At 69.7% G+C, this 19,618-nt stretch carries 17 protein-coding genes; 14 read left to right on the top strand and 3 right to left on the bottom strand.

What is annotated here, in order from left to right; all coding sequences use genetic code 11:
* Nucleotides 1-9: 9 nt before the first annotated feature.
* A complete protein-coding gene (locus tag BKA18_RS16490) occupies nucleotides 10-867 on the bottom strand; it encodes an ATP nucleotide 3'-pyrophosphokinase (protein ID WP_366047674.1) in 858 nt (285 codons plus the stop codon).
* Between the two features lie 334 nt (nucleotides 868-1,201).
* Nucleotides 1,202-1,996, bottom strand: a complete 795-nt coding sequence (locus BKA18_RS16485; protein ID WP_366047675.1) for a C40 family peptidase — start codon at nucleotides 1,994-1,996, stop codon at nucleotides 1,202-1,204.
* A gap of 725 nt (nucleotides 1,997-2,721) precedes the next feature.
* On the opposite strand from BKA18_RS16485, the gene BKA18_RS16480 reads away from it, so the two are divergent.
* From BKA18_RS16480 to nuoN, 14 genes are read left to right on the top strand one after another with little or no spacing between them, the layout of a single operon-like run.
* Nucleotides 2,722-3,081 (top strand): NADH-quinone oxidoreductase subunit A, encoded by a 360-nt coding sequence (locus BKA18_RS16480; RefSeq protein ID WP_006604811.1) that lies wholly within the window; start codon nucleotides 2,722-2,724, stop codon nucleotides 3,079-3,081.
* A 9-nt stretch (nucleotides 3,082-3,090) separates the two neighbouring features.
* Nucleotides 3,091-3,645: a NuoB/complex I 20 kDa subunit family protein gene (locus tag BKA18_RS16475; protein WP_366047676.1), complete on the top strand. Its 555-nt coding sequence runs from the start codon at nucleotides 3,091-3,093 to the stop codon at nucleotides 3,643-3,645.
* A complete protein-coding gene (locus BKA18_RS16470; protein WP_366047677.1) occupies nucleotides 3,642-4,406 on the top strand; it encodes an NADH-quinone oxidoreductase subunit C in 765 nt (254 codons plus the stop codon). Before BKA18_RS16475 ends, BKA18_RS16470 begins: the two co-directional genes overlap by 4 nt.
* Entirely contained in the window at nucleotides 4,406-5,782 is a 1,377-nt protein-coding gene (locus BKA18_RS16465) for an NADH-quinone oxidoreductase subunit D (RefSeq protein WP_093483853.1), read from the top strand. The genes BKA18_RS16470 and BKA18_RS16465 overlap by 1 nt, the downstream gene beginning before the upstream one ends.
* 35 nt (nucleotides 5,783-5,817) lie before the next feature.
* On the top strand, nucleotides 5,818-6,663 hold the full coding sequence (nuoE, locus tag BKA18_RS16460; protein ID WP_366047736.1) for an NADH-quinone oxidoreductase subunit NuoE: 846 nt from the start codon (nucleotides 5,818-5,820) through the stop codon (nucleotides 6,661-6,663).
* Nucleotides 6,663-8,045: an NADH-quinone oxidoreductase subunit NuoF gene (nuoF, locus tag BKA18_RS16455; RefSeq protein ID WP_006604816.1), complete on the top strand. Its 1,383-nt coding sequence runs from the start codon at nucleotides 6,663-6,665 to the stop codon at nucleotides 8,043-8,045. Before nuoE ends, nuoF begins: the two co-directional genes overlap by 1 nt.
* Nucleotides 8,042-10,573 (top strand): NADH-quinone oxidoreductase subunit G, encoded by a 2,532-nt coding sequence (locus BKA18_RS16450; protein WP_366047678.1) that lies wholly within the window; start codon nucleotides 8,042-8,044, stop codon nucleotides 10,571-10,573. Before nuoF ends, BKA18_RS16450 begins: the two co-directional genes overlap by 4 nt.
* On the top strand, nucleotides 10,570-11,961 hold the full coding sequence (nuoH, locus tag BKA18_RS16445) for an NADH-quinone oxidoreductase subunit NuoH (protein ID WP_366047679.1): 1,392 nt from the start codon (nucleotides 10,570-10,572) through the stop codon (nucleotides 11,959-11,961). The genes BKA18_RS16450 and nuoH overlap by 4 nt, the downstream gene beginning before the upstream one ends.
* Complete coding sequence (gene nuoI / locus BKA18_RS16440) at nucleotides 11,927-12,538, top strand: NADH-quinone oxidoreductase subunit NuoI (RefSeq protein ID WP_429638337.1); 612 nt, start codon at nucleotides 11,927-11,929, stop codon at nucleotides 12,536-12,538. The genes nuoH and nuoI overlap by 35 nt, the downstream gene beginning before the upstream one ends.
* Complete coding sequence (locus BKA18_RS16435; RefSeq protein WP_366047680.1) at nucleotides 12,535-13,407, top strand: NADH-quinone oxidoreductase subunit J; 873 nt, start codon at nucleotides 12,535-12,537, stop codon at nucleotides 13,405-13,407. The genes nuoI and BKA18_RS16435 overlap by 4 nt, the downstream gene beginning before the upstream one ends.
* On the top strand, nucleotides 13,404-13,703 hold the full coding sequence (gene nuoK / locus BKA18_RS16430) for an NADH-quinone oxidoreductase subunit NuoK (protein ID WP_006604821.1): 300 nt from the start codon (nucleotides 13,404-13,406) through the stop codon (nucleotides 13,701-13,703). The genes BKA18_RS16435 and nuoK overlap by 4 nt, the downstream gene beginning before the upstream one ends.
* A gap of 13 nt (nucleotides 13,704-13,716) precedes the next feature.
* On the top strand, nucleotides 13,717-15,600 hold the full coding sequence (gene nuoL, locus BKA18_RS16425) for an NADH-quinone oxidoreductase subunit L (protein WP_006604822.1): 1,884 nt from the start codon (nucleotides 13,717-13,719) through the stop codon (nucleotides 15,598-15,600).
* 3 nt (nucleotides 15,601-15,603) lie between these two features.
* Nucleotides 15,604-17,262 carry an NADH-quinone oxidoreductase subunit M gene (locus BKA18_RS16420; RefSeq protein ID WP_366047681.1) on the top strand — a complete coding sequence of 553 codons (1,659 nt, stop codon included), beginning with the start codon at nucleotides 15,604-15,606 and terminating at the stop codon, nucleotides 17,260-17,262.
* Complete coding sequence (nuoN, locus tag BKA18_RS16415; protein ID WP_366047682.1) at nucleotides 17,259-18,950, top strand: NADH-quinone oxidoreductase subunit NuoN; 1,692 nt, start codon at nucleotides 17,259-17,261, stop codon at nucleotides 18,948-18,950. The genes BKA18_RS16420 and nuoN overlap by 4 nt, the downstream gene beginning before the upstream one ends.
* 84 nt (nucleotides 18,951-19,034) lie before the next feature.
* On the opposite strand, the gene BKA18_RS16410 is transcribed toward nuoN, so the two are convergent.
* Nucleotides 19,035-19,526 carry a hypothetical protein gene (locus BKA18_RS16410; protein ID WP_429638336.1) on the bottom strand — a complete coding sequence of 164 codons (492 nt, stop codon included), beginning with the start codon at nucleotides 19,524-19,526 and terminating at the stop codon, nucleotides 19,035-19,037.
* Nucleotides 19,527-19,618: the final 92 nt, after the last annotated feature.

The raw sequence follows: 19,618 nt of genomic DNA, 5'->3' as shown, positions 1-19,618 counted from the left end.
GCCGGTCGGTCAGCCGACGGGGACGTGGGCCGGAGCCGGCAGGTGGCGTGCCGGGTCAGGGGCCGGCCGGTGGCGGGACGGGTCGGCCACCCGGTGGGCCGGGGCGGTCAGCCGCTCGGCGCCCGCCGGGACCGGCACCGCCGCGAAGATCGCGTTCTGCTGCTCCTGGAGCTCGCGCACCCGCGCGGGCGGGGTGCCCGGCAGCCGCTGCTCCTCGTACAGCTTGTGCGTCTGCAGCTGGGCCGCCTTGCTCTGGGGCGTGTGGAACTGCACCTCGAAGAGCTGGCCGGAGCGGGGCGCGCGCCAGGCGGAGTTGATCCCTTTGTAGCCGTTGGTCCGGTTCCAGGTGTTGGACCAGCGGGTGGAGTCGTTTCCCCAGGCGGACAGCAGGCCGGCCGCGGTGTGCACGCCCTGGCTGTATTTGCCGGCCGGCCACTGGAGCGTGTAGCGGACCGCGTCATTGATCATGGCGAGCGAGCTGTCGACGGACTGCCCCGGCGACTCGTGCATCCGGGTGGCGACCTTGCGCTTGAGCGAGTCCGGCGACTTCAGCCGCTGGTCGAAGCCGACCAGCTCGGCATGGCTGATCCGGGCGATCGCGCGGACCTGGGGGCTGATGGAGCGCTCGGCCCGCCGGGCGCGGGCCACGAAGGCGTCCACCTTCCGGTTGTCGGCGGCCTTCAGCCGCAGTCCGTCCTGGTGCCAGCCGCCGTGCGGGTCGGTGCCCGGGGTCCGTACGGCGTGCGGGGCGGCGGCCGGGGCGGTCGCGGTCGCGGTGGGGACGGCGCCCAGGCCGAGGGCGGTGGCCAGTGCGGCAGCCGTAGCGGCCCGGGTGACGGTCCGGCGGGCGGTGCGGGGGATGTTCATCGGAGCGCGTGTCCTCTCTCTACGGATGCCGCACGGCGCCCTTGGGGGGGACATGTGCGGCATATGGCGAGAGGTGCAACGTTCCGCACCGTTCATCGGTCGCTCCTACGGGCGGACTTCGACCCGTACGTGGCGCGATCGTGGCGCTGCGCGGCGCGAATGGCCCGCAGGACGGCATGGCCGACCCGTCGGGCGCCGGGCACGCGCAGGCCGCCGACGAGCCCGCCGAGCCGGTGCAAGCCGCCGACGAGCCCGGTGGACGGCATGCCGAAGGACCGTCCCTCCCGAGCGGCGAGAGAAACGGCCCTTGTGCGGCACCGGGTGCGCGGCGGTCCTAGAGGACGCGCACCGCGCCGGTCGGCATGTCGTAGCTGAGCGGGCGCTCGACGATGCCGGTGCTGGGGTTCTGGGCACCGATGAACTTGCCGTCACCGATGTAGACACCGACGTGGTAGGCGCTGCCCGCGCTGCCCCAGTACAGGATGTCGCCGACCTGGAGGTTGTCCAGGCCGACCTGGGTGCCGGCGGTGGACTGGTCCTGCGAGACCCGCGGCAGGTCGATACCGACCTGCTTGAACGCGGCCTGGGTCAGGCCGGAGCAGTCGTACGCCGAGGAGCCGGTGGCGCCGAGCACGTACGCCTTGCCGAGCTGCGCCTTCAGGAAGGAGACGAGGGTGGCGGAGGTGCCGGTGGCGGAGGACGGTGCGGACAGGGTCGTCCGCTCGGAGGAGCGCGACGCACGGGCCTGCGCGGCCTCCTTGGCCTTGCGGGCTTCCTCGGCCTTCTTCTTGGCCTCGGCCTTGGCCTTCTTCACGGCCTCGGCCTTGTGCTTCTCCGCGGACTTGGCGGCCTTGGAGAAGGCGCTGTCCTGGAGTGCCTGACGCTCGTAGTTGAACGCGACCTGCTCAGCGGTGTCGGCGCTCTTCGCGGCGCTGGTGGCCAGCGCCGTCGTGATCGTCGGCATCTCCTGGGTTTCGGAGACGGGCTTTTCCGCGGCGTTGGCCGGCACGGTGGCGCCGGTCACCGCGAGGGTGAGGAAGCCACCGGTCACTCCTGCACGCAGCGCCCGCGAGGACGCGGAAGGACGGCGGGGCTTCCGGTGGCTGGGTATGAGTGCGTTCGGGGACATGGCAACTACGGCTATCAGGAGCCGCAGGTTGCTGCCAACAAAGGTGCAGTGCGCCACACCTGGCATGTACGCGACGAGCAAAGGGGACTTTTTGCCCGCCCGTCGAGCGCGCGACGGGATGTCCGGATTCGGCGATCATGCTCCTACGCATGGCATTTGCTGCTCGATGCGGGTCCGGCGGGCGCCTACCACTTCCCACTCCGCCACGCCAAGGCTTCCCGGCCGTCAAGGACTTAGCCCGTGAAATAGCGTGGGATAGGTCACTCTTGAGTGTCCGTTATGTTCCCGTGATCTGACATCGGCCGCCGCTCGTGAACCGAAGCACGTACCGGTGATCACGGTCGGGTCACGAGCGGATCACTTCTACGGCCCGACCTCCACTAGCAGTTGACCGCGTCCAGCGCCAATTTGCCCGTAGCGCCCCTCACTTGATATGGGCAACCCCACCCTGACCAGCGGTAACCCAGGCGAATGTCACCTCTCGTGATCACTCGCGCGCTTCGCGTATGAAGATCACCGCTCATCCGACTTCATGATCCTTCGCTGGGTGGTGGAGATCACAAAGGCGTGGGTCATCCCCGTGTCGCAGATCACAGACCGACGGGCATAAGATGCAGGCGGCTCGGGCTTGTGAACTGCCTCACATGTGCACGATCTCCACGGGGCGATCAGAGGGCCCGAGCGGACCGCCATCCAGTCATCGTCGACTGAAGGGAGCGAGGACGGTGAACGCTTACGCGCCCATCCTCGTACTGGGAGCCCTCGGGGCAGGCTTTGCGATCTTCTCCGTCGTGATGGCCACCCTCGTCGGGCCCAGGCGTTACAACCGGGCCAAGCTCGAGGCGTACGAGTGCGGGATCGAGCCGACGCCACATCCGTCCGGTGGTGGCCGCTTCCCGATCAAGTACTACCTGACGGCGATGCTCTTCATCGTCTTCGACATCGAGATCGTCTTCCTCTATCCCTGGGCCGTCACCTTCGACGCCCTGGGACTTTTCGGGCTCGTCGAGATGCTCCTCTTCGCGCTCACCGTCTTCGTCGCCTACGCCTACGTCTGGCGTCGTGGCGGCCTGGAATGGGACTAGGGGGCACACATGGGACTGGAAGAGAAGCTGCCCAGCGGCTTTTTGCTGACCACTGTCGAGCAGGCCGCGGGCTGGGTGCGCAAATCCTCGGTCTTCCCCGCGACCTTCGGGCTGGCCTGCTGCGCCATCGAGATGATGACGACCGGCGCCGGGCGCTATGACCTGGCCCGCTTCGGCATGGAGGTCTTCCGCGGCTCACCGCGGCAGGCGGACCTGATGATCGTGGCCGGCCGGGTGAGCCAGAAGATGGCGCCCGTGCTGCGGCAGGTCTACGACCAGATGCCGGACCCGAAGTGGGTGATCTCCATGGGGGTTTGCGCCTCATCGGGCGGCATGTTCAACAACTACGCGATCGTGCAGGGCGTCGACCACATCGTGCCCGTCGACATCTATCTCCCGGGCTGCCCGCCGCGTCCCGAGATGCTGATGGACGCCATTCTCAAGCTGCACCAGAAGATCCAGCACACGAAGCTCGGGGTCAATCGGGAGCAGGCCGCCCGTGAGGCGGAGGAAGCGGCGCTCAAGGCGCTCCCGCTGATCGAGATGAAGGGGCTGCTGCAGTGAGTGAGCAGAAGAACCCCGAGGGTTCCGGCGAGCCGGCCGGCCAGGAAGAGGCCGTGCCCGCGCAGCGCGAGGACACCGGCGAGGTGATCGGCACCCGCCGCGGGATGTTCGGCGCCAACAACGGCGGCGACACCACCGGCTACGGCGGCCTCGTCCGGACCGTCCGGCTGCCCGGCGCGAGCAGCCGGCCGTACGGCGGACCGGCCGGGTCGGACGGCTACGGGGAATTCGACGAGATCGCCGACGAGCTGGAGGGCGCCCTCGACGAAGCGGGCCTGGTCCCCGAGAACGTCATCGAGAAGACCGTCGTCGACCGCGCGGAGCTGACCTTCCACATCGAGCGCGGCGCGCTGCCGGCGGTCGCCAGGATCCTGCGCGACGACCCGGCGCTCCGCTTCGAGCTGTGTACGGGCGTGAGCGGAGTCCACTTCCCGGGCGACCCGGGCCGCGAGCTGCACGCGGTCTACCACCTGCGCTCGATCACCCACAACCGGCTGCTCCGGCTGGAGGTCTCGGCCCCGGACGCGGACCCGCACCTGCCCTCGCTGGTGGAGGTCTATCCGACCAACGACTGGCACGAGCGCGAGACCTACGACTTCTTCGGGATCGTCTTCGACGGCCACCCGGCGCTGACCCGGATCATGATGCCGGACGACTGGCAGGGCTTCCCGCAGCGCAAGGACTACCCGCTCGGAGGGATTCCCGTCGAGTACAAGGGCGCCCAGATTCCGGCTCCCGACCAGCGGAGGTCGTACAGCTGATGACTACTGCACCGCACTCGCACTCCTCGAACGGCCACCGCACGGCGAGCGACTTCGACACCCAGCAGTCCCTCGCCCGGGAGACCACCGAGGGGACCGTCTACAACGTCTCCGGTGGGGACTGGGACGAGATCGCGGCCGCCGCCGTGAAGTCCGACGACGAGCGGATCATCGTCAACATGGGGCCACAGCACCCCTCCACCCACGGCGTGCTCCGGCTGATCCTGGAGATCGACGGCGAGACCGTCACCGAGGCCCGCTGCGGCATCGGCTATCTGCACACCGGCATCGAGAAGAACCTCGAATTCCGGACCTGGACGCAGGGCACCACCTTCGTCACGAGGATGGATTACCTCACCCCCTTCTTCAACGAGACGGCCTACTGCCTGGCCGTGGAGAAGCTGCTCGGCATCACCGGCGACATCCCCGACCGCGCCACGGTGATCCGGGTGCTGCTGATGGAGCTCAACCGGCTCTCCTCCCACCTGGTGTGCATCGCCACCGGCGGTATGGAGCTGGGCGCCACCACGATCATGATCTACGGCTTCCGCGACCGCGAGCTCATCCTCGACATCTACGAGCTGATCACCGGCCTGCGGATGAACCACGCCTACATCCGCCCCGGCGGCCTCGCCCAGGACCTGCCCCCCGGGGCGGTCGACCAGGTGCGGGAGTTCGTCAAGAAGATGCGGAAGAACCTCGGCGAGTACGACAAGCTCGCCACCGGCAACCCCGTCTTCAAGGGCCGGATGGAAGGCATCGGCTATCTCGATCTGGCCGGCTGCATGGCCACCGGCGCCACCGGTCCGATCGTCCGCGCCGCCGGACTCCCGCACGATCTGCGCAAGTCGCAGCCGTACTGCGGCTACGAGGACTACGACTTCGAGGTGCCGACCGCCGACACCTGCGACGCCTACGGCCGGTTCCTGATCCGGCTGGAGGAGATGCGCCAGTCGCTGCGGATCGTCGAGCAGTGCCTGGACCGGCTGGCACCCGGCCCGGTGATGGTCGCGGACAAGAAGATCGCCTGGCCCGCCCAGCTGGCCCTCGGCCCGGACGGCCTCGGCAACTCCCTCGACCACATCAAGAAGATCATGGGCACCTCGATGGAGGCCCTGATCCACCACTTCAAGCTGGTCACCGAGGGCTTCCGGGTCCCGCCGGGACAGGCCTACGCGGCCGTCGAGTCCCCCAAGGGCGAGCTGGGCGTGCATGCGGTCAGCGACGGCGGCACCCGCCCCTACCGGGTGCACTTCCGCGACCCGTCCTTCACCAATCTCCAGGCCATGGCGGCGATGTGCGAGGGCGGCCAGGTCGCCGACGTCATCGTCGCCGTCGCGTCCATCGACCCCGTGATGGGAGGCGTCGACCGGTGAACGCCACCGAGGCAAACCACGACGTGCAGCTGGGAATGCCCGCGCTCCCCGCCCCCGACTACCCGGCGGACGTCCGGGCCCGGCTCGAAGCGGACGCCAAGGAGGTGATCGCCCGCTACCCCGGCGCGCGTTCGGCGCTGCTGCCGCTGCTGCACCTCGTCCAGGCCGAGGAAGGGCACGTCACCCGGACCGGCATCCGCTTCTGCGCCGAGCTGCTCGACCTGACCACCGCCGAGGTCACCGCGGTCTCGACCTTCTACTCCATGTACCGCCGCAAGGCGAGCGGTGACTACCAGGTCGGCGTCTGCACCAACACCCTGTGCGCGGTGATGGGCGGCGACGCCATCTTCGAGGACCTCAAGGAGTACCTCGGCGTCGGCAACGGCGAGACCACCGAGGACGGCGCGGTCACCCTCGAACACATCGAGTGCAACGCGGCCTGCGACTTCGCCCCGGTCGTGATGGTCAACTGGGAGTTCTTCGACAACCAGACCCCGCAGTCCGCCCGTGAGCTGGTCGACGACCTGCGGGCCGGCCGGACCGTCGAGCCCACCCGCGGCGCACCGCTGTGCACCTTCCGGCAGACGGCCCGGATGCTCGCGGGATTCCCCGACGAGCGCCCCGGGGCCGTCCAGGCCACCGGCGGCGCGGGGCCCGCCTCCCTGATCGGCCTGCGGCTGGCCAAGGGGGAGGTCGCCCCCGGACGCGTCGACCACGTCGTCGCGCCCCGTACGGCGCACGCCCCCGCCGAGGAACCGCCCTCCGGCCAGGCCGACGCCCAGGCGCCCCCGGGCCACCCCAGTTCGCACGACGCACCGCACGAGACCTCGGCCTCCGACGACGACCACCCGGCCGGGCCCGCAGCAGAGGAGGGGGAGTGATGACAGTGGCAGCCGAGCACGGGGGCGCCTCCCGGCCCGAGGCCGGCGGCGAGGCCAGCCCCGAGAAGCTCCTCGCACCGGTCCTGTCCGCCTTCTGGGACCAGCCCGAATCCTGGACGCTGGAGACCTACCGCCGGCACGAGGGCTACGAGGGCCTGCGCAAGGCGCTCGCGATGCCCCCGGACGACGTCATCGCCTACGTCAAGGACTCCGGGCTGCGCGGCCGCGGCGGCGCCGGCTTCCCCACCGGGATGAAGTGGCAGTTCATCCCGCAGGGCGACGGCAAACCGCACTATCTCGTGGTCAACGCCGATGAGTCGGAGCCCGGGACCTGCAAGGACATCCCGCTCCTCTTCGCCAACCCGCACTCCCTCATCGAGGGCATCGTGATCGCCTGCCATGCGATCCGGTCGCACCACGCCTTCATCTATCTGCGCGGGGAGGTCGTCCCCGTCCTGCGCCGGCTGCACGAAGCCGTGCGCGAGGCCTACGCGGCGGGCTTCCTCGGGAAGAACATCCTCGGCTCGGGACTCGACCTGGATGTGATCGTGCACGCGGGCGCCGGCGCGTACATCTGCGGTGAGGAGACCGCGCTGCTGGACTCCCTGGAGGGCCTTCGCGGACAGCCCCGGCTGCGTCCCCCCTTCCCGGCGGTGGCGGGCCTGTACGCCTGCCCCACTGTGGTGAACAACGTCGAGTCCATCGCGTCGGTTCCCGCGATCATGAACCGGGGCAAGGACTGGTTCCGGTCGATGGGCAGTGAGAAGTCCCCGGGCTTCACGCTCTACTCGCTCAGCGGCCATGTCGCCCGCCCCGGCCAGTACGAGGCCCCGCTGGGCATCACGCTGCGCCAGCTGCTGGACATGAGCGGCGGGATGCGCCGCGGCCACCGCCTGAAGTTCTGGACCCCGGGCGGCTCCTCGACACCGATGTTCACCGACGAGCACCTCGATGTCCCCCTCGACTACGAGGGCGTCGGCGCGGCCGGCTCGATGCTCGGCACCAAGGCGCTCCAGTGCTTCGACGAGACCACCTGCGTCGTACGGGCGGTCACCCGCTGGACCGAGTTCTATGCGCACGAGTCCTGCGGCAAGTGCACGCCCTGCCGTGAAGGCACGTACTGGCTGGTGCAGTTGCTGCGCGACATCGAGGCCGGCAAGGGGGAACTGGGCGACCTCGACAAGATCGACGACATCGCCGACAACATCAACGGCAAGTCCTTCTGCGCGCTCGGCGACGGCGCGGCCTCGCCGATCTTCTCCTCGCTGAAGTACTTCCGCGAGGAGTACGAGCAGCACATCACCGGCAAGGGCTGCCCGTTCGACCCCGCCAAGTCGACCCTCTGGGGCGACAACGACGCTCACCTGGGGGTGAATGCATGACCGTCACGACCACGGGGTCGAACAGCGGCTCCGCCACGGGCCCCACCGGGGGCGGCGAGGCGGCGATCCCGCCGGAGGACCTCGTCACCCTGACGATCGACGGCATCGAGATCTCCGTCCCCAAGGGGACGCTGGTCATCCGCGCCGCCGAACTCCTCGGCATCGAGATCCCGCGCTTCTGCGACCACCCGCTGCTGGACCCGGCGGGCGCCTGCCGGCAGTGCATCGTCGAGGTCGAGGGCCAGCGCAAGCCGATGGCCTCGTGCACCATCACCTGCACCGACGGCATGGTCGTCAAGTCGCAGCTGACCTCCCCGGTGGCCGAGAAGGCCCAGCGCGGCGTGATGGAGCTGCTGCTGATCAACCACCCGCTGGACTGCCCGGTCTGCGACAAGGGCGGCGAGTGCCCGCTGCAGAACCAGGCGATGCAGGTCGGCGACCCGGAGTCGCGCTTCGAGGGCAAGAAGCGCACCTTCGAGAAGCCGGTGCCGATCTCGACGCAGGTGCTGCTGGACCGCGAGCGGTGCGTGCTGTGCGCGCGCTGCACCCGTTTCAGCAACCAGATCGCCGGCGACCCGATGATCGAGCTGCTCGAACGCGGCGCCCTCCAGCAGGTCGGCACGGGGGAGGGCGACCCCTTCGAGTCGTACTTCTCCGGCAACACCATCCAGATCTGCCCGGTCGGCGCGCTCACCTCCGCCGCGTACCGCTTCCGCTCCCGCCCCTTCGACCTGGTCTCCTCGCCGTCGGTGTGCGAGCACTGCGCGGGCGGCTGTGCGACGCGTACGGACCACCGGCGCGGCAAGGTCCTGCGACGGCTGGCGGCCAACGACCCCGAGGTCAACGAGGAGTGGATCTGCGACAAGGGGCGGTTCGCGTTCCGGTACGCCCAGCAGCGCGACCGGCTGGAGCACCCCCTGGTGCGCAACCAGGAGACCGGTGAACTGGAGCCGGCGAGCTGGCCGGCGGCACTTCAGGCGGCGGCCCGCGGGCTGGCCGCGGCCAAGGGGCGGGCCGGCGTGCTGACCGGCGGCCGGCTGACCGTCGAGGACGCCTACGCCTACGCCAAGTTCGCCCGGATCGCGCTGGACACCCACGACATCGACTTCCGGGCCCGGGTGCACAGCGCCGAGGAGGCGGACTTCCTGGCGGCCCGGGTCGCCGGCCGGGGCCGGGACCTGGACGGCCGTGGCGTCACGTACACCGCGCTGGAGAAGGCACCGGCCGTCCTGCTGGCCGGTATCGAGGCCGAGGAGGAGGCCCCCGGCGTCTTCCTGCGGCTGCGCAAGGCGCACCGCAAGAGCGGACAGCGCACGTTCGGGCTGGCAAGTTACGCCTCGCGCGGCCTGATCAAGGCCGGCGGCACGCTGCTGCCGGCCGCGCCCGGCACCGAGACCGAATGGCTGGACGCGCTTGCGGGCGGGGTCGGCCTGGACGGCGAGGGGCAGGCCGCGGCCGAGGCGCTGCGTGCGGACGGCTCGGTGATCGTCGTCGGTGAGCGGCTGGCGTCGGCGCCCGGCGCACTGACCGCCGCGGTCCGCGCCGCCACCGCCACCGGCGCCCACCTGGTGTGGATCCCGCGCCGGGCCGGGGAACGCGGCGCCGTCGAGGCCGGTGCGCTGCCCGGTCTGCTGCCCGGCGGCCGGCCGGCCACCGACCCGCGGGCCCGCGACGAGGTCGCCGCCGCCTGGGGCGTGGCCGCGCTGCCGCACCGGCACGGCCGGGACACCGGCCAGATCATCGAGGCCGCGGCTACCGGGGAGCTCGGTGCGCTGCTGGTCGGGGGCGTCGAGGTCGCGGACCTGCCGGACCCGGCCCGGGCGCTGACCGCTTTGGACGCGGTCGGCTTCCTGGTCAGCCTGGAGCTGCGGCCCTCGCAGGTCACCGAGCGGGCGGATGTGGTCCTTCCGGTGGCGGCCGTCGTGGAGAAGTCCGGCACGTTCCTCAACTGGGAGGGCCGGGCGCGGCTGTTCGAGGCGGCGCTCAAGCCGGACCAGATGACCCGCCGGCATCTGCAGCCCGACTCCCGGGTGCTGCACATGCTCGCCGATGCCCTCGACGTCCATCTGGGCCTGCCGGACGTCCGCGCCGTACGGCGCGAACTGGACCGGCTCGGCGGCTGGGACGGTCCGTACGCCGAGGAGCCCAGGGAGGCGGGGCGGGCGCTGCCCCGGCCCGACAGCGGCGAGGCCGTCCTCGCCGGCCACCGGCTCCTGCTGGACCAGGGGCTGCTCCAGGAAGGCGACGAGGCGCTGGCCGGTACCCGGCATGCCGCGCTCGCCCGGCTGTCGCAGACCACCGCGCAGGAGACCGGGGTCAAGGACGGCGACCTGCTCGCGGTGACCGGACCGGCCGGCTCGGTGCACCTGCCGCTCAAGGTCACGCCGATGCCCGACCGGGTGGTGTGGCTGCCGCTGAACTCCATGGGCGGTGGCGTCGCCGCCGACACCGGGGCGCACCCCGGTGACCTGGTGAAGATCTCCGCCGCCCCGGGCCTGCCGGAGTCGGCCGAGGAGGTGGACGCATGAGGCTGCAGCTCGATCAACTCGCCGCCGGCGGCGCGCTGGCCCGGGAAGACCTGTCGCTGTTCGGCCACGACCCGTGGTGGCTCGTGGTCATCAAGGCGGTCTTCTGCTTCGCGTTCCTGATGCTGACGGTGCTGTTCTCGATCGTCTGGGAACGCAAGGTCGTCGCCTGGATGCAGCTGCGCATCGGCCCCAACCGGCACGGGCCCTGGGGCATGCTCCAGTCCCTCGCCGACGGCATCAAGCTGATGCTGAAGGAGGACCTCGTCGTCAAGCGGGCCGACAAGGTGGTCTATCTCCTCGCGCCCGTGGTGGCGGCCATCCCGGCCTTCATGGCGATCGCGGTGATCCCCTTCGGCCCCGCGGGCAACGAGGTCTCGATCCTCGGGGTCCGCACCCCGATGCAGCTGACCGACCTGCCGATCGGCATCCTCTACATCCTGGCCACGGCCTCGATCGGCATCTACGGCATCGTGCTGGCCGGCTGGTCGTCCGGTTCGACCTATCCGCTGCTGGGCGGGCTGCGCTCCTGTGCGCAGATGATCTCGTACGAGATCGCGATGGGGATGTCGTTCGCGGCGGTGTTCCTCTACTCCGGGTCGATGTCGACGTCGACCATCGTGGAGTCGCAGCAGAACCGGTGGTTCGTTTTGCTGCTGCCGGTGTCCTTCATCATCTACATCGTCGCGATGGTGGGCGAGACCAACCGCGCGCCGTTCGACATGCCGGAGTCCGAGGGCGACCTCGTCGGCGGCTTCAACACCGAGTACTCGTCGATCAAGTTCGCGATGTTCATGCTCGCCGAGTACGTCAACATGGTCACCGTCTCGGCGGTCGCGATCACCCTCTTCCTGGGCGGCTGGCGGGCACCCTGGCCCATCTCCACGTTCTGGGAAGGCGCCAACCACGGCTGGTGGCCGCTGCTCTGGTTCACCCTCAAGGTGCAGCTGCTGCTGTTCTTCTTCATCTGGCTGCGCGGCACCCTTCCCCGCGTGCGCTACGACCAGTTCATGAAGCTGGGCTGGAAGGTCCTCATCCCGGTCTCGCTGGTCTGGCTGATGCTGGTCGCCACCGTCCGGGCGCTGAAGAACGAGGGCTACAACTTCTCCCAGATCGTGCTGTACGTCGCCGGCGGCGCCATCCTGCTGTTGCTGATCTCGCTGCTCGTGGACTTCTTCCGGCGTGGTGAGGCGGCGGAGGAGACCGACGGCGACGGGGCCTTCGACCCGATGGCCGGCGGGTTCCCGGTGCCGCCGCTGCCCGGACAGAGCCTGCCGCCGGTGCCCCGCCGACGACCGCGCGGCGGCGACCGAGAGTTGATTGTCAGTGGTCGGGTGGACACTGTCAGTGACGAAAATGCCCACGAGGGAAAGGGGGGCGACGGTGCCTGAGTTCCAGAACCCCGTGGCCGGCTTCGGCGTGACCTTCAAGGCCATGTTCAAGAAGCGGCTGACCGAGCAGTATCCGGAGGAGAAGAAGCCGACGGCGCCGCGCTTCCACGGTCGCCACCAGCTCAACCGCCATCCGGACGGCCTGGAGAAGTGCATCGGCTGCGAGCTGTGCGCCTGGGCCTGCCCGGCGGACGCGATCTATGTCGAGGGCGCGGACAACACCGACGAGGAGCGCTACTCCCCGGGCGAGCGCTACGGCCGCGTCTACCAGATCAACTATCTGCGCTGCATCCTGTGCGGCCTGTGCGTGGAGGCCTGTCCGACCCGCGCACTGACCATGACCAATGAGTACGAACTCGCCGACCGGTCCCGCGAATCGCTCATCTACACCAAGGAGGAGCTGCTCGCGGGCCTGGAGGACAGGATGGTCGACACCCCGCATGCGATCTACCCCGGCATGACGGAGAAGGACTACTACCAGGGCCTGGTGAGCGAGGCCGCACCGGGGACCGTCCGTCAGGTCGCGGTCTCCAAGGGCGAGAAGCCGGAGTCCGAGGGCAAGGGGGCGACGGCATGACCTCTCTGGCCGCCGCGGCCTCCCTGACCTCCACCGGCGAGGCCGTGCAGTTCTGGATCCTGGGCATCGTCGCCGTCGGCGGCGCGCTGGGCACGATCCTGATGAAGCGGGCCGTGCACAGCGCTCTTTCGCTCGCCGGGACCATGATCGTCCTGGCGGTCTTCTATCTCGCCAACGGCGCGTACTTCCTCGGTGTCGTCCAGATCGTCGTCTACACGGGCGCGATCATGATGCTGTTCCTCTTCGTCGTCATGCTCGTCGGCGTCACGGCCGCGGACTCCCTCAAGGAGACGCTCAAGGGTCAGCGGTGGCTCGCCGCCGCGGCGGGCATCGGCTTCGGCATCCTCTTGATCGCCGGTATCGGCAACGCCTCGCTGCGGGAGTTCAACGGCCTGGGCGAGGCCAACGCCGGCGGCAATGTGCAGGGCCTGGCCGCGCTCATCTTCACCAAGTACGTCTTCGCCTTCGAAATCACCGGCGCCCTGCTGATCACGGCGGCCGTCGGCGCGATGGTGCTCACCCACCGGGAGCGTACGGAGCGCGCCCGGACCCAGCGTGAGCAGTCCGAGGCGCGGGTCCGCGAGGGCAAGCAGGTGCCGCCGCTGCCCGCTCCGGGTGTCTACGCCCGGCACAACGCCGTCGACATCCCGGGCCTGCTGCCGGACGGCACCACGTCCGAGCTGAGCGTCAGCCCGACGCTGCGCGAGCGGGGCCAGGTCCGCGATGTCTCCGGTGAGTCGCTCGCCGAACTCAAGGCGCTGGAGCAGCGCTCCGAGGACTGGTTGGGCCGGAGCGCCGAGGACGAGTCCGGGCCCCCGCCGTCCGGTGGCCCGGGATCGAAGGAGCACAAGGAGGGGGCCAAGAAATGAACCCGGTCAACTACCTCTATCTCGCCGCCCTGTTGTTCACCATCGGCGCGGCCGGGGTGCTGATCAGGCGGAACGCCATCGTGGTGTTCATGTGCATCGAGCTGATGCTCAACGCCTGCAATCTCGCCTTCGTCACCTTCTCGCGGATGCACGGGAATCTGGACGGCCAGATCATCGCCTTCTTCACCATGGTCGTCGCGGCGGCCGAGGTCGTGGTCGGCCTGGCCATCATCGTGTCGATCTTCCGCACCCGTCATACGGCCTCGGTCGACGACGCCAGCCTGATGAAGCTGTAAGGGGTCGCACAAAGTGGAGAACTTGATCGCGCTGCTTGTCGCGGCACCGCTGGTCGGTGCGGCCCTGCTGTTGTGCGGCGGTAAACGACTCGACCGCACCGGCCCCCTCATCGGCACGCTGTTCGCGGTGGCGTCGTTCGCCCTCGGGGCGGTGCTCTTCGCCGACATGCTCGGCAAGGGCGCCGGGGACCGTGCCCTGCATCAGCAGCTGTTCACCTGGATCCCGGTCGGCGGCTTCCGTGCCGACGTCGCCTTCCAGCTCGACCAGTTGTCGATGACCTTCGTCCTGCTGATCACCGGTGTCGGATCACTGATCCACCTCTACTCGATCGGCTATATGGCGCACGACGAGCGGCGCCGCCGCTTCTTCGGCTATCTCAATCTCTTCCTCGCGGCGATGCTGCTGCTCGTCCTCGCCGACAACTACCTCCTGCTGTACGCCGGCTGGGAGGGCGTCGGCCTCGCCTCGTACCTCCTCATCGGCTTCTGGCAGCACAAGCCGAGCGCGGCCACCGCCGCCAAGAAGGCGTTCCTGGTCAACCGGGTCGGCGACATGGGCCTGTCCATCGCGATCATGCTGATGTTCACGACGTTCGGGACCTTCGCCTTCGCCCCGGTGTTCGCGGCCACCGACCGCACCGGCCAGGGCACGCTGACCGCCCTCGGGCTGTTGCTGCTGCTGGCCGCCTGCGGCAAGTCGGCCCAGGTGCCGCTGCAGTCCTGGCTCGGTGACGCGATGGAGGGCCCGACCCCGGTCTCGGCTCTGATCCACGCGGCCACGATGGTCACCGCCGGCGTGTATCTGATCACCCGCTCCGGGGTGATCTTCAATGCCGCGCCGACCGCCCAGCTGGCGGTCGTCGTGGTGGGCGCGGTCACCCTGCTCTTCGGTGCGATCGTCGGTTGCGCCAAGGACGACATCAAGAAGGCGCTGGCCGGCTCGACGATGTCGCAGATCGGATACATGATCCTGGCCGCCGGGCTCGGCCCGATCGGCTACGCGTTCGCGATCATGCACCTGGTCACCCACGGCTTCTTCAAGGCGGGCCTCTTCCTCGGCGCCGGCTCCGTGATGCACGGCATGAACGACGAGGTGGACATGCGCCGTTACGGCGGCCTGCGCACGTACATGCCGGTCACCTTCATCACCTTCGGCCTCGGCTATCTGGCGATCATCGGCTTCCCCGGGCTGTCCGGCTTCTTCTCCAAGGACAAGATCATCGAGGCGGCGTTCGCCCGGGGCGGCACCGAGGGCTGGATCCTCGGCGGCGCGGCCCTCCTCGGCGCCGCGATCACCGCCTTCTACATGACGCGGGTGATGCTGATGACGTTCTTCGGCGAGAAGCGCTGGGACCCCACCGAGGTGCATCCGCACGAGTCGCCCAAGGTCATGACGATCCCGATGATCGTGCTCGCCATCGGCTCGGTCTTCGCCGGCGGGCTGTTCAGCATCAACGAGATCTTTGTGAAGTGGCTGGAGCCGGTCACCTCGTTCGCGCACGGTCATTCCCCGGTCAGCGCCACCACCGTCACCGCCGCCACGATGGTGGTGCTGGTCATCGGGGTCGGCATCGCCTGGGGGATGTACGGCCGCAGGCCCGTCCCGGCGCTCGCCCCGCGCGGCTCGCTGCTGACCCGGGCGGCCCGCCGCGATCTGCTCCAGGACGACTTCAACCACGTCGTCTTCGTCCGCGGGGGTGAGCAGGTCACCGGCACCCTCGTCCAGCTCGACCGCTCCCTGGTGGACGGTGCGGTCAACGGCACGGCGGCCTCGATGGGCGGACTCTCCGGCCTGCTGCGCCAGTTGCAGACCGGCTTCGTCCGTTCCTACGCGGTCCAGATGCTGGGCGGCGCCGCCGTTCTCGTCGCCGCGACCCTGCTGATGAGGGGTGTCTGAGCCATGTCGTTTCCCCTGCTGACGGTGGTGGCCGTGGTGCCGGCGGCCGGTGCGATCGCCACCGCCGCGCTGCCCGCCGCCAAGCGCACCGCGGCCAAGTGGCTCGCGCTGCTGGTCTCCCTGGCCACCTTCGCGCTGGCGCTGGTGGTCGCGTTCCGCTTCGACCCCGGTTCGAAGAGCCCCTACCAGTTCACCGAATCGCACGCCTGGATCAGCGACTTCGGTGTCCGTTACGAACTCGGCGTGGACGGCATCGCGGTCGCCCTGATCGCCCTGACCACCCTGCTGATCCCCTTCATCATCCTGGCCGGCTGGCATGACGCCGACCCCCTGGAAGAGGCCACGCCCAACCGGCGCTGGCGGCCCACCCAGGGCTTCTTCGCGCTGATCCTGGCCGTCGAGGCGATGGTGGTCATCTCCTTCGAGGCCACCGACGTCTTCGTCTTCTACATCTTCTTCGAAGCCATGCTGATCCCGATGTACTTCCTCATCGGCGGCTTCGGGGACCGGGCCGGCGGCGACGGCGAGGACGAGGCCGCGAGCCGGCGGTCGTACGCCGCGGTGAAGTTCCTGCTCTACAACCTCGCCGGCGGACTGATCATGCTGGCCGCGGTGATCGGGCTCTACGCCGTCACCGCCGACCAGCTCGGCAGTGGCACCTTCTCGCTCCAGCAGATCGTCGAGGCGCGGGCGGCCGGCAGGCTGCATATCGGCACCGGCACCGAGCGGCTGCTCTTCCTCGGCTTCTTCTTCGCCTTCGCGGTGAAGGCGCCGCTGTGGCCGCTGCACACCTGGCTGCCGGGCGCCATGGGCGAGTCCACCGCGCCGGTCGCGGTGCTGATCACGGCGGTGGTCGACAAGGTCGGCACCTTCGCGATGCTCCGCTACTGCCTCCAGCTCTTCCCGCAGGCCAGCAGCTGGGCGACGCCCGCCATCCTGGTGCTCGCGCTCATCGGCGTGCTCTACGGCGCGCTGCTGGCGGTCGCCCAGCGGGACATCAAGCGTCTGATCGCCTACGCCTCGATCTCCCACTTCGGCTTCATCATCCTGGGCATCTTCGCGATGACCTCCCAGGGCCAGGGCGGCGCGACGCTCTACATGGTCAACCACGGCATTTCGACCGCCGCGCTGATGCTGGTGGCCGGCTTCCTGATCAGCCGCCGCGGCTCCCGGCTGATCGCGGACTACGGCGGCGTCCAGAAGGTCGCCCCGATCCTCGCCGGTACGTTCCTCGTCGGCGGTCTGGCCACCCTCTCACTGCCCGGTCTGGCCCCGTTCATCAGCGAATTCCTGGTCCTGGTCGGCACGTTCAGCCGCTATCCGGTGATCGGCATCATCGCCACCCTCGGCATCGTGCTCGCCGCGTTGTACGTCCTCGTGCTCTACCAGCGGACGATGACCGGGCCGGTGAAGTCCGAGGTGACCGGCATGCCCGACCTCCGGGTGCGGGAGCTGGTCGTGGTGGCGCCGCTGATCGCGCTGCTGCTCTTCCTCGGGGTGTACCCCAAGCCGCTCACCGACCTGGTCAATCCGGCGGTCGACCACACCCTGTCCGTCGTGGACAAGAAGGATCCCAAGCCCACTGTGCAGGTGGACGCCGTGCCCGGCGGAGGCCGGCACGGCCACGCCGTGCGTGATCAAGACGTGGAGGCCGCGAAGTGAGTTCCGTGGCAAGTGTCCACAGCCTGTGGACAGTGGCGGCCGGCGCACCGGGCAAGATCCCGGCGCCGCACATCGAGTACACCGAGCTGTCGCCGACGCTGATCGTCCTCGGTGCGGCGGTGATCGGCATCCTGATCGAGGCGCTGGTCCCGCGCCGCAACCGCTACTACTCCCAGCTGTTGCTGTCGCTGGTGGCGCTGGCCGCCGCGTTCGCCGCGGTGATCGGCCTGGCTGCGGGCGGCTTCGGCTCGTCCAAGGCGCATATCGCCGCGATGGGCGCCATCGCCGTCGACGGACCCGCGCTGTTCCTCCAGGGCACGATCCTGCTGGTGTCCCTGATCGCCGTCTTCACCTTCGCCGAGCGCCGGCTCGAACCCGCGGCGCACGGCGGTGGGGCATCCCCTGCTCGAACGAAGTTGAGAGCTTGGGGACGGGTGGACTCCTTCGCCGCACAGCCCGCGGCCGTCCCCGGTGGCCCGGCCGAACAAGCCGCGGTCAAGGCCGGGTTCACCACCACCGAGGTCTTCCCGATCATGCTCTTCGCGGTCGGCGGCATGCTGATCTTCCCGGCGGCCAACGACCTGCTGACGCTCTTCATCGCGCTGGAGGTCTTCTCCCTCCCGCTGTACATCCTGTGTGCGCTGGCCCGCCGCCAGCGGCTGCTGTCGCAGGAGGCCGCGGTGAAGTACTTCCTCCTCGGCGCCTTCTCCTCGGCCTTCCTGCTGTTCGGCGTGGCCCTGCTCTACGGCTACGCGGGCACGGTCGGCTACGCCGGGATCGCCGAGGTGGTCTCGGACGGCGCCAAGCAGATCGATCCGGCGCTGGCCGGCACGATGGGCAATGACGCACTGCTGCTGATCGGCGCGGCGTTGGTGCTGATGGGGCTGCTGTTCAAGGTCGGCGCGGTCCCGTTCCACATGTGGACCCCGGACGTCTACCAGGGCGCCCCGACCCCGGTCACCGGCTTCATGGCGGCCGCCACCAAGGTCGCGGCCTTCGGTGCGCTGCTGCGCCTGTTGTATGTCGTACTGCCGGGGATGCGCTGGGACTGGCGGCCGGTGATGTGGGGCGTCGCGATCATCACGATGCTGGGCGGCGCGATCGTCGCCATCACCCAGACCGACATCAAGCGGCTGCTGGCCTACTCCTCCATCGCGCACGCCGGGTTCATCCTCGCCGGTGTCGTCGCCACCAGCGAGGACGGCGTCTCCTCGGTGCTCTTCTACCTCGCCGCCTACTCCTTCGTGACGCTCGGCGCCTTCGCCGTGGTCACCCTGGTGCGGGATGCGGGCGGCGAGGCCACCGCGCTGTCCAAGTGGGCCGGGCTCGGGCGGCGTTCGCCGCTGGTGGCCGCGGTCTTCGCGGTCTTCCTGCTGGCCTTCGCGGGCATCCCGCTGACCTCCGGTTTCGCCGGGAAGTTCGCGGTCTTCAAGGCGGCGGCCCAGAGCGGTGCGGGCTGGCTGGTGGTGGTCGGTGTGCTCTCCTCCGCCATCGCCGCGTTCTTCTACATCCGCGTCATCGTGCTGATGTTCTTCAACGAGCCCAAGGCGGACGGCCCGACCGTCGCGGTGCCCAGCCCGCTGACGACCACCGCCATCGCCATCGGCGTCACCGCCACCCTGGTGCTCGGCCTGGCGCCGCAGTACTTCCTCGATCTGGCCGGCCATGCCGGGGTCTTCGTGCGCTGAGCGCGGCTCGGCGGCACGGCAACGGCCGTCGTCCGGAACCCTCGGGGGGCTCCGGGCGACGGCCGTTGCCGTAGGGCGCAGAGGTCAGCTCTTGGGCATCCCGCTCGGCAGCTGCGGCATGTCGGGGATCTTCACGCTGCCGTCGCTGGACTTGGTGAACTTCTCGGTGGGGCCGTTCTTCCAGTCGACGGTCAGGGTCTTGCCGTCCGCGCCGGGCTTGAGGGTGCCCATGGTGCGGGTGGTGTCCCCGTCGGTGCACTTGAGGGCGGCCATGGTCACCCCGCCCATCTCCTGGACCTTGCCCAGGCAGGCGGCCTTGTGCCCGTTGCTGAAGGCGACGGTGCCCTTGCTGACCACGAGGATCAGCGGCTTGCTGCCCGAGCCGGCCTTCCAGGCACCCTCGACCGCGCCGGCGCCCGCGGGCTTGTCGGCGCCTCCCGGAGTCGACGGCGCATCCTGCGGCGCCTTGCTCGGCTTGCTGTCGCTGCCGGTGTCGCCGCTGCTTCCGCAGCCGCTGAGCAGCATCGCGGCGATGGCTGCCGCCCCGGCGATCTGCGCTGCCTTGCGCACGTACATCTCCTAGGTCGTGGGTCAGAGTGACGCGAGGCTAACAGCGGCACCGGTCCTCGTTCGAGCCGTCCTCGTGATTGCGGCAGCGCCGGTACGGA

The organism is Streptomyces auratus, from assembly GCF_050433025.1.
GTDB classification, from domain to species: Bacteria; Actinomycetota; Actinomycetes; order Streptomycetales; family Streptomycetaceae; genus Streptomyces; species Streptomyces sioyaensis.
Note: the sequence above shows the minus strand (reverse complement) of the source record. Positions and strands in the feature narration are given on the sequence as shown.

Bases quoted from the DNA above. Each gene is read 5' to 3' on its own strand.
- BKA18_RS16490 (WP_366047674.1), bottom strand. From the start codon at position 867: ATGAACATCCCCCGCACCGCCCGCCGGACCGTCACCCGGGCCGCTACG.
- nuoK (WP_006604821.1), top strand. From the start codon at position 13,404: ATGAACCCGGTCAACTACCTCTATCTCGCCGCCCTGTTGTTCACCATC.
- nuoF (WP_006604816.1), top strand. From the start codon at position 6,663: ATGACAGTGGCAGCCGAGCACGGGGGCGCCTCCCGGCCCGAGGCCGGC.
- BKA18_RS16435 (WP_366047680.1), top strand. From the start codon at position 12,535: ATGACCTCTCTGGCCGCCGCGGCCTCCCTGACCTCCACCGGCGAGGCC.
- BKA18_RS16465 (WP_093483853.1), top strand. From the start codon at position 4,406: ATGACTACTGCACCGCACTCGCACTCCTCGAACGGCCACCGCACGGCG.
- nuoE (WP_366047736.1), top strand. From the start codon at position 5,818: ATGCCCGCGCTCCCCGCCCCCGACTACCCGGCGGACGTCCGGGCCCGG.
- BKA18_RS16475 (WP_366047676.1), top strand. From the start codon at position 3,091: ATGGGACTGGAAGAGAAGCTGCCCAGCGGCTTTTTGCTGACCACTGTC.
- BKA18_RS16450 (WP_366047678.1), top strand. From the start codon at position 8,042: ATGACCGTCACGACCACGGGGTCGAACAGCGGCTCCGCCACGGGCCCC.
- BKA18_RS16420 (WP_366047681.1), top strand. From the start codon at position 15,604: ATGTCGTTTCCCCTGCTGACGGTGGTGGCCGTGGTGCCGGCGGCCGGT.
- nuoI (WP_429638337.1), top strand. From the start codon at position 11,927: ATGCCCACGAGGGAAAGGGGGGCGACGGTGCCTGAGTTCCAGAACCCC.
- BKA18_RS16485 (WP_366047675.1), bottom strand. From the start codon at position 1,996: ATGTCCCCGAACGCACTCATACCCAGCCACCGGAAGCCCCGCCGTCCT.
- BKA18_RS16410 (WP_429638336.1), bottom strand. From the start codon at position 19,526: ATGTACGTGCGCAAGGCAGCGCAGATCGCCGGGGCGGCAGCCATCGCC.
- nuoH (WP_366047679.1), top strand. From the start codon at position 10,570: ATGAGGCTGCAGCTCGATCAACTCGCCGCCGGCGGCGCGCTGGCCCGG.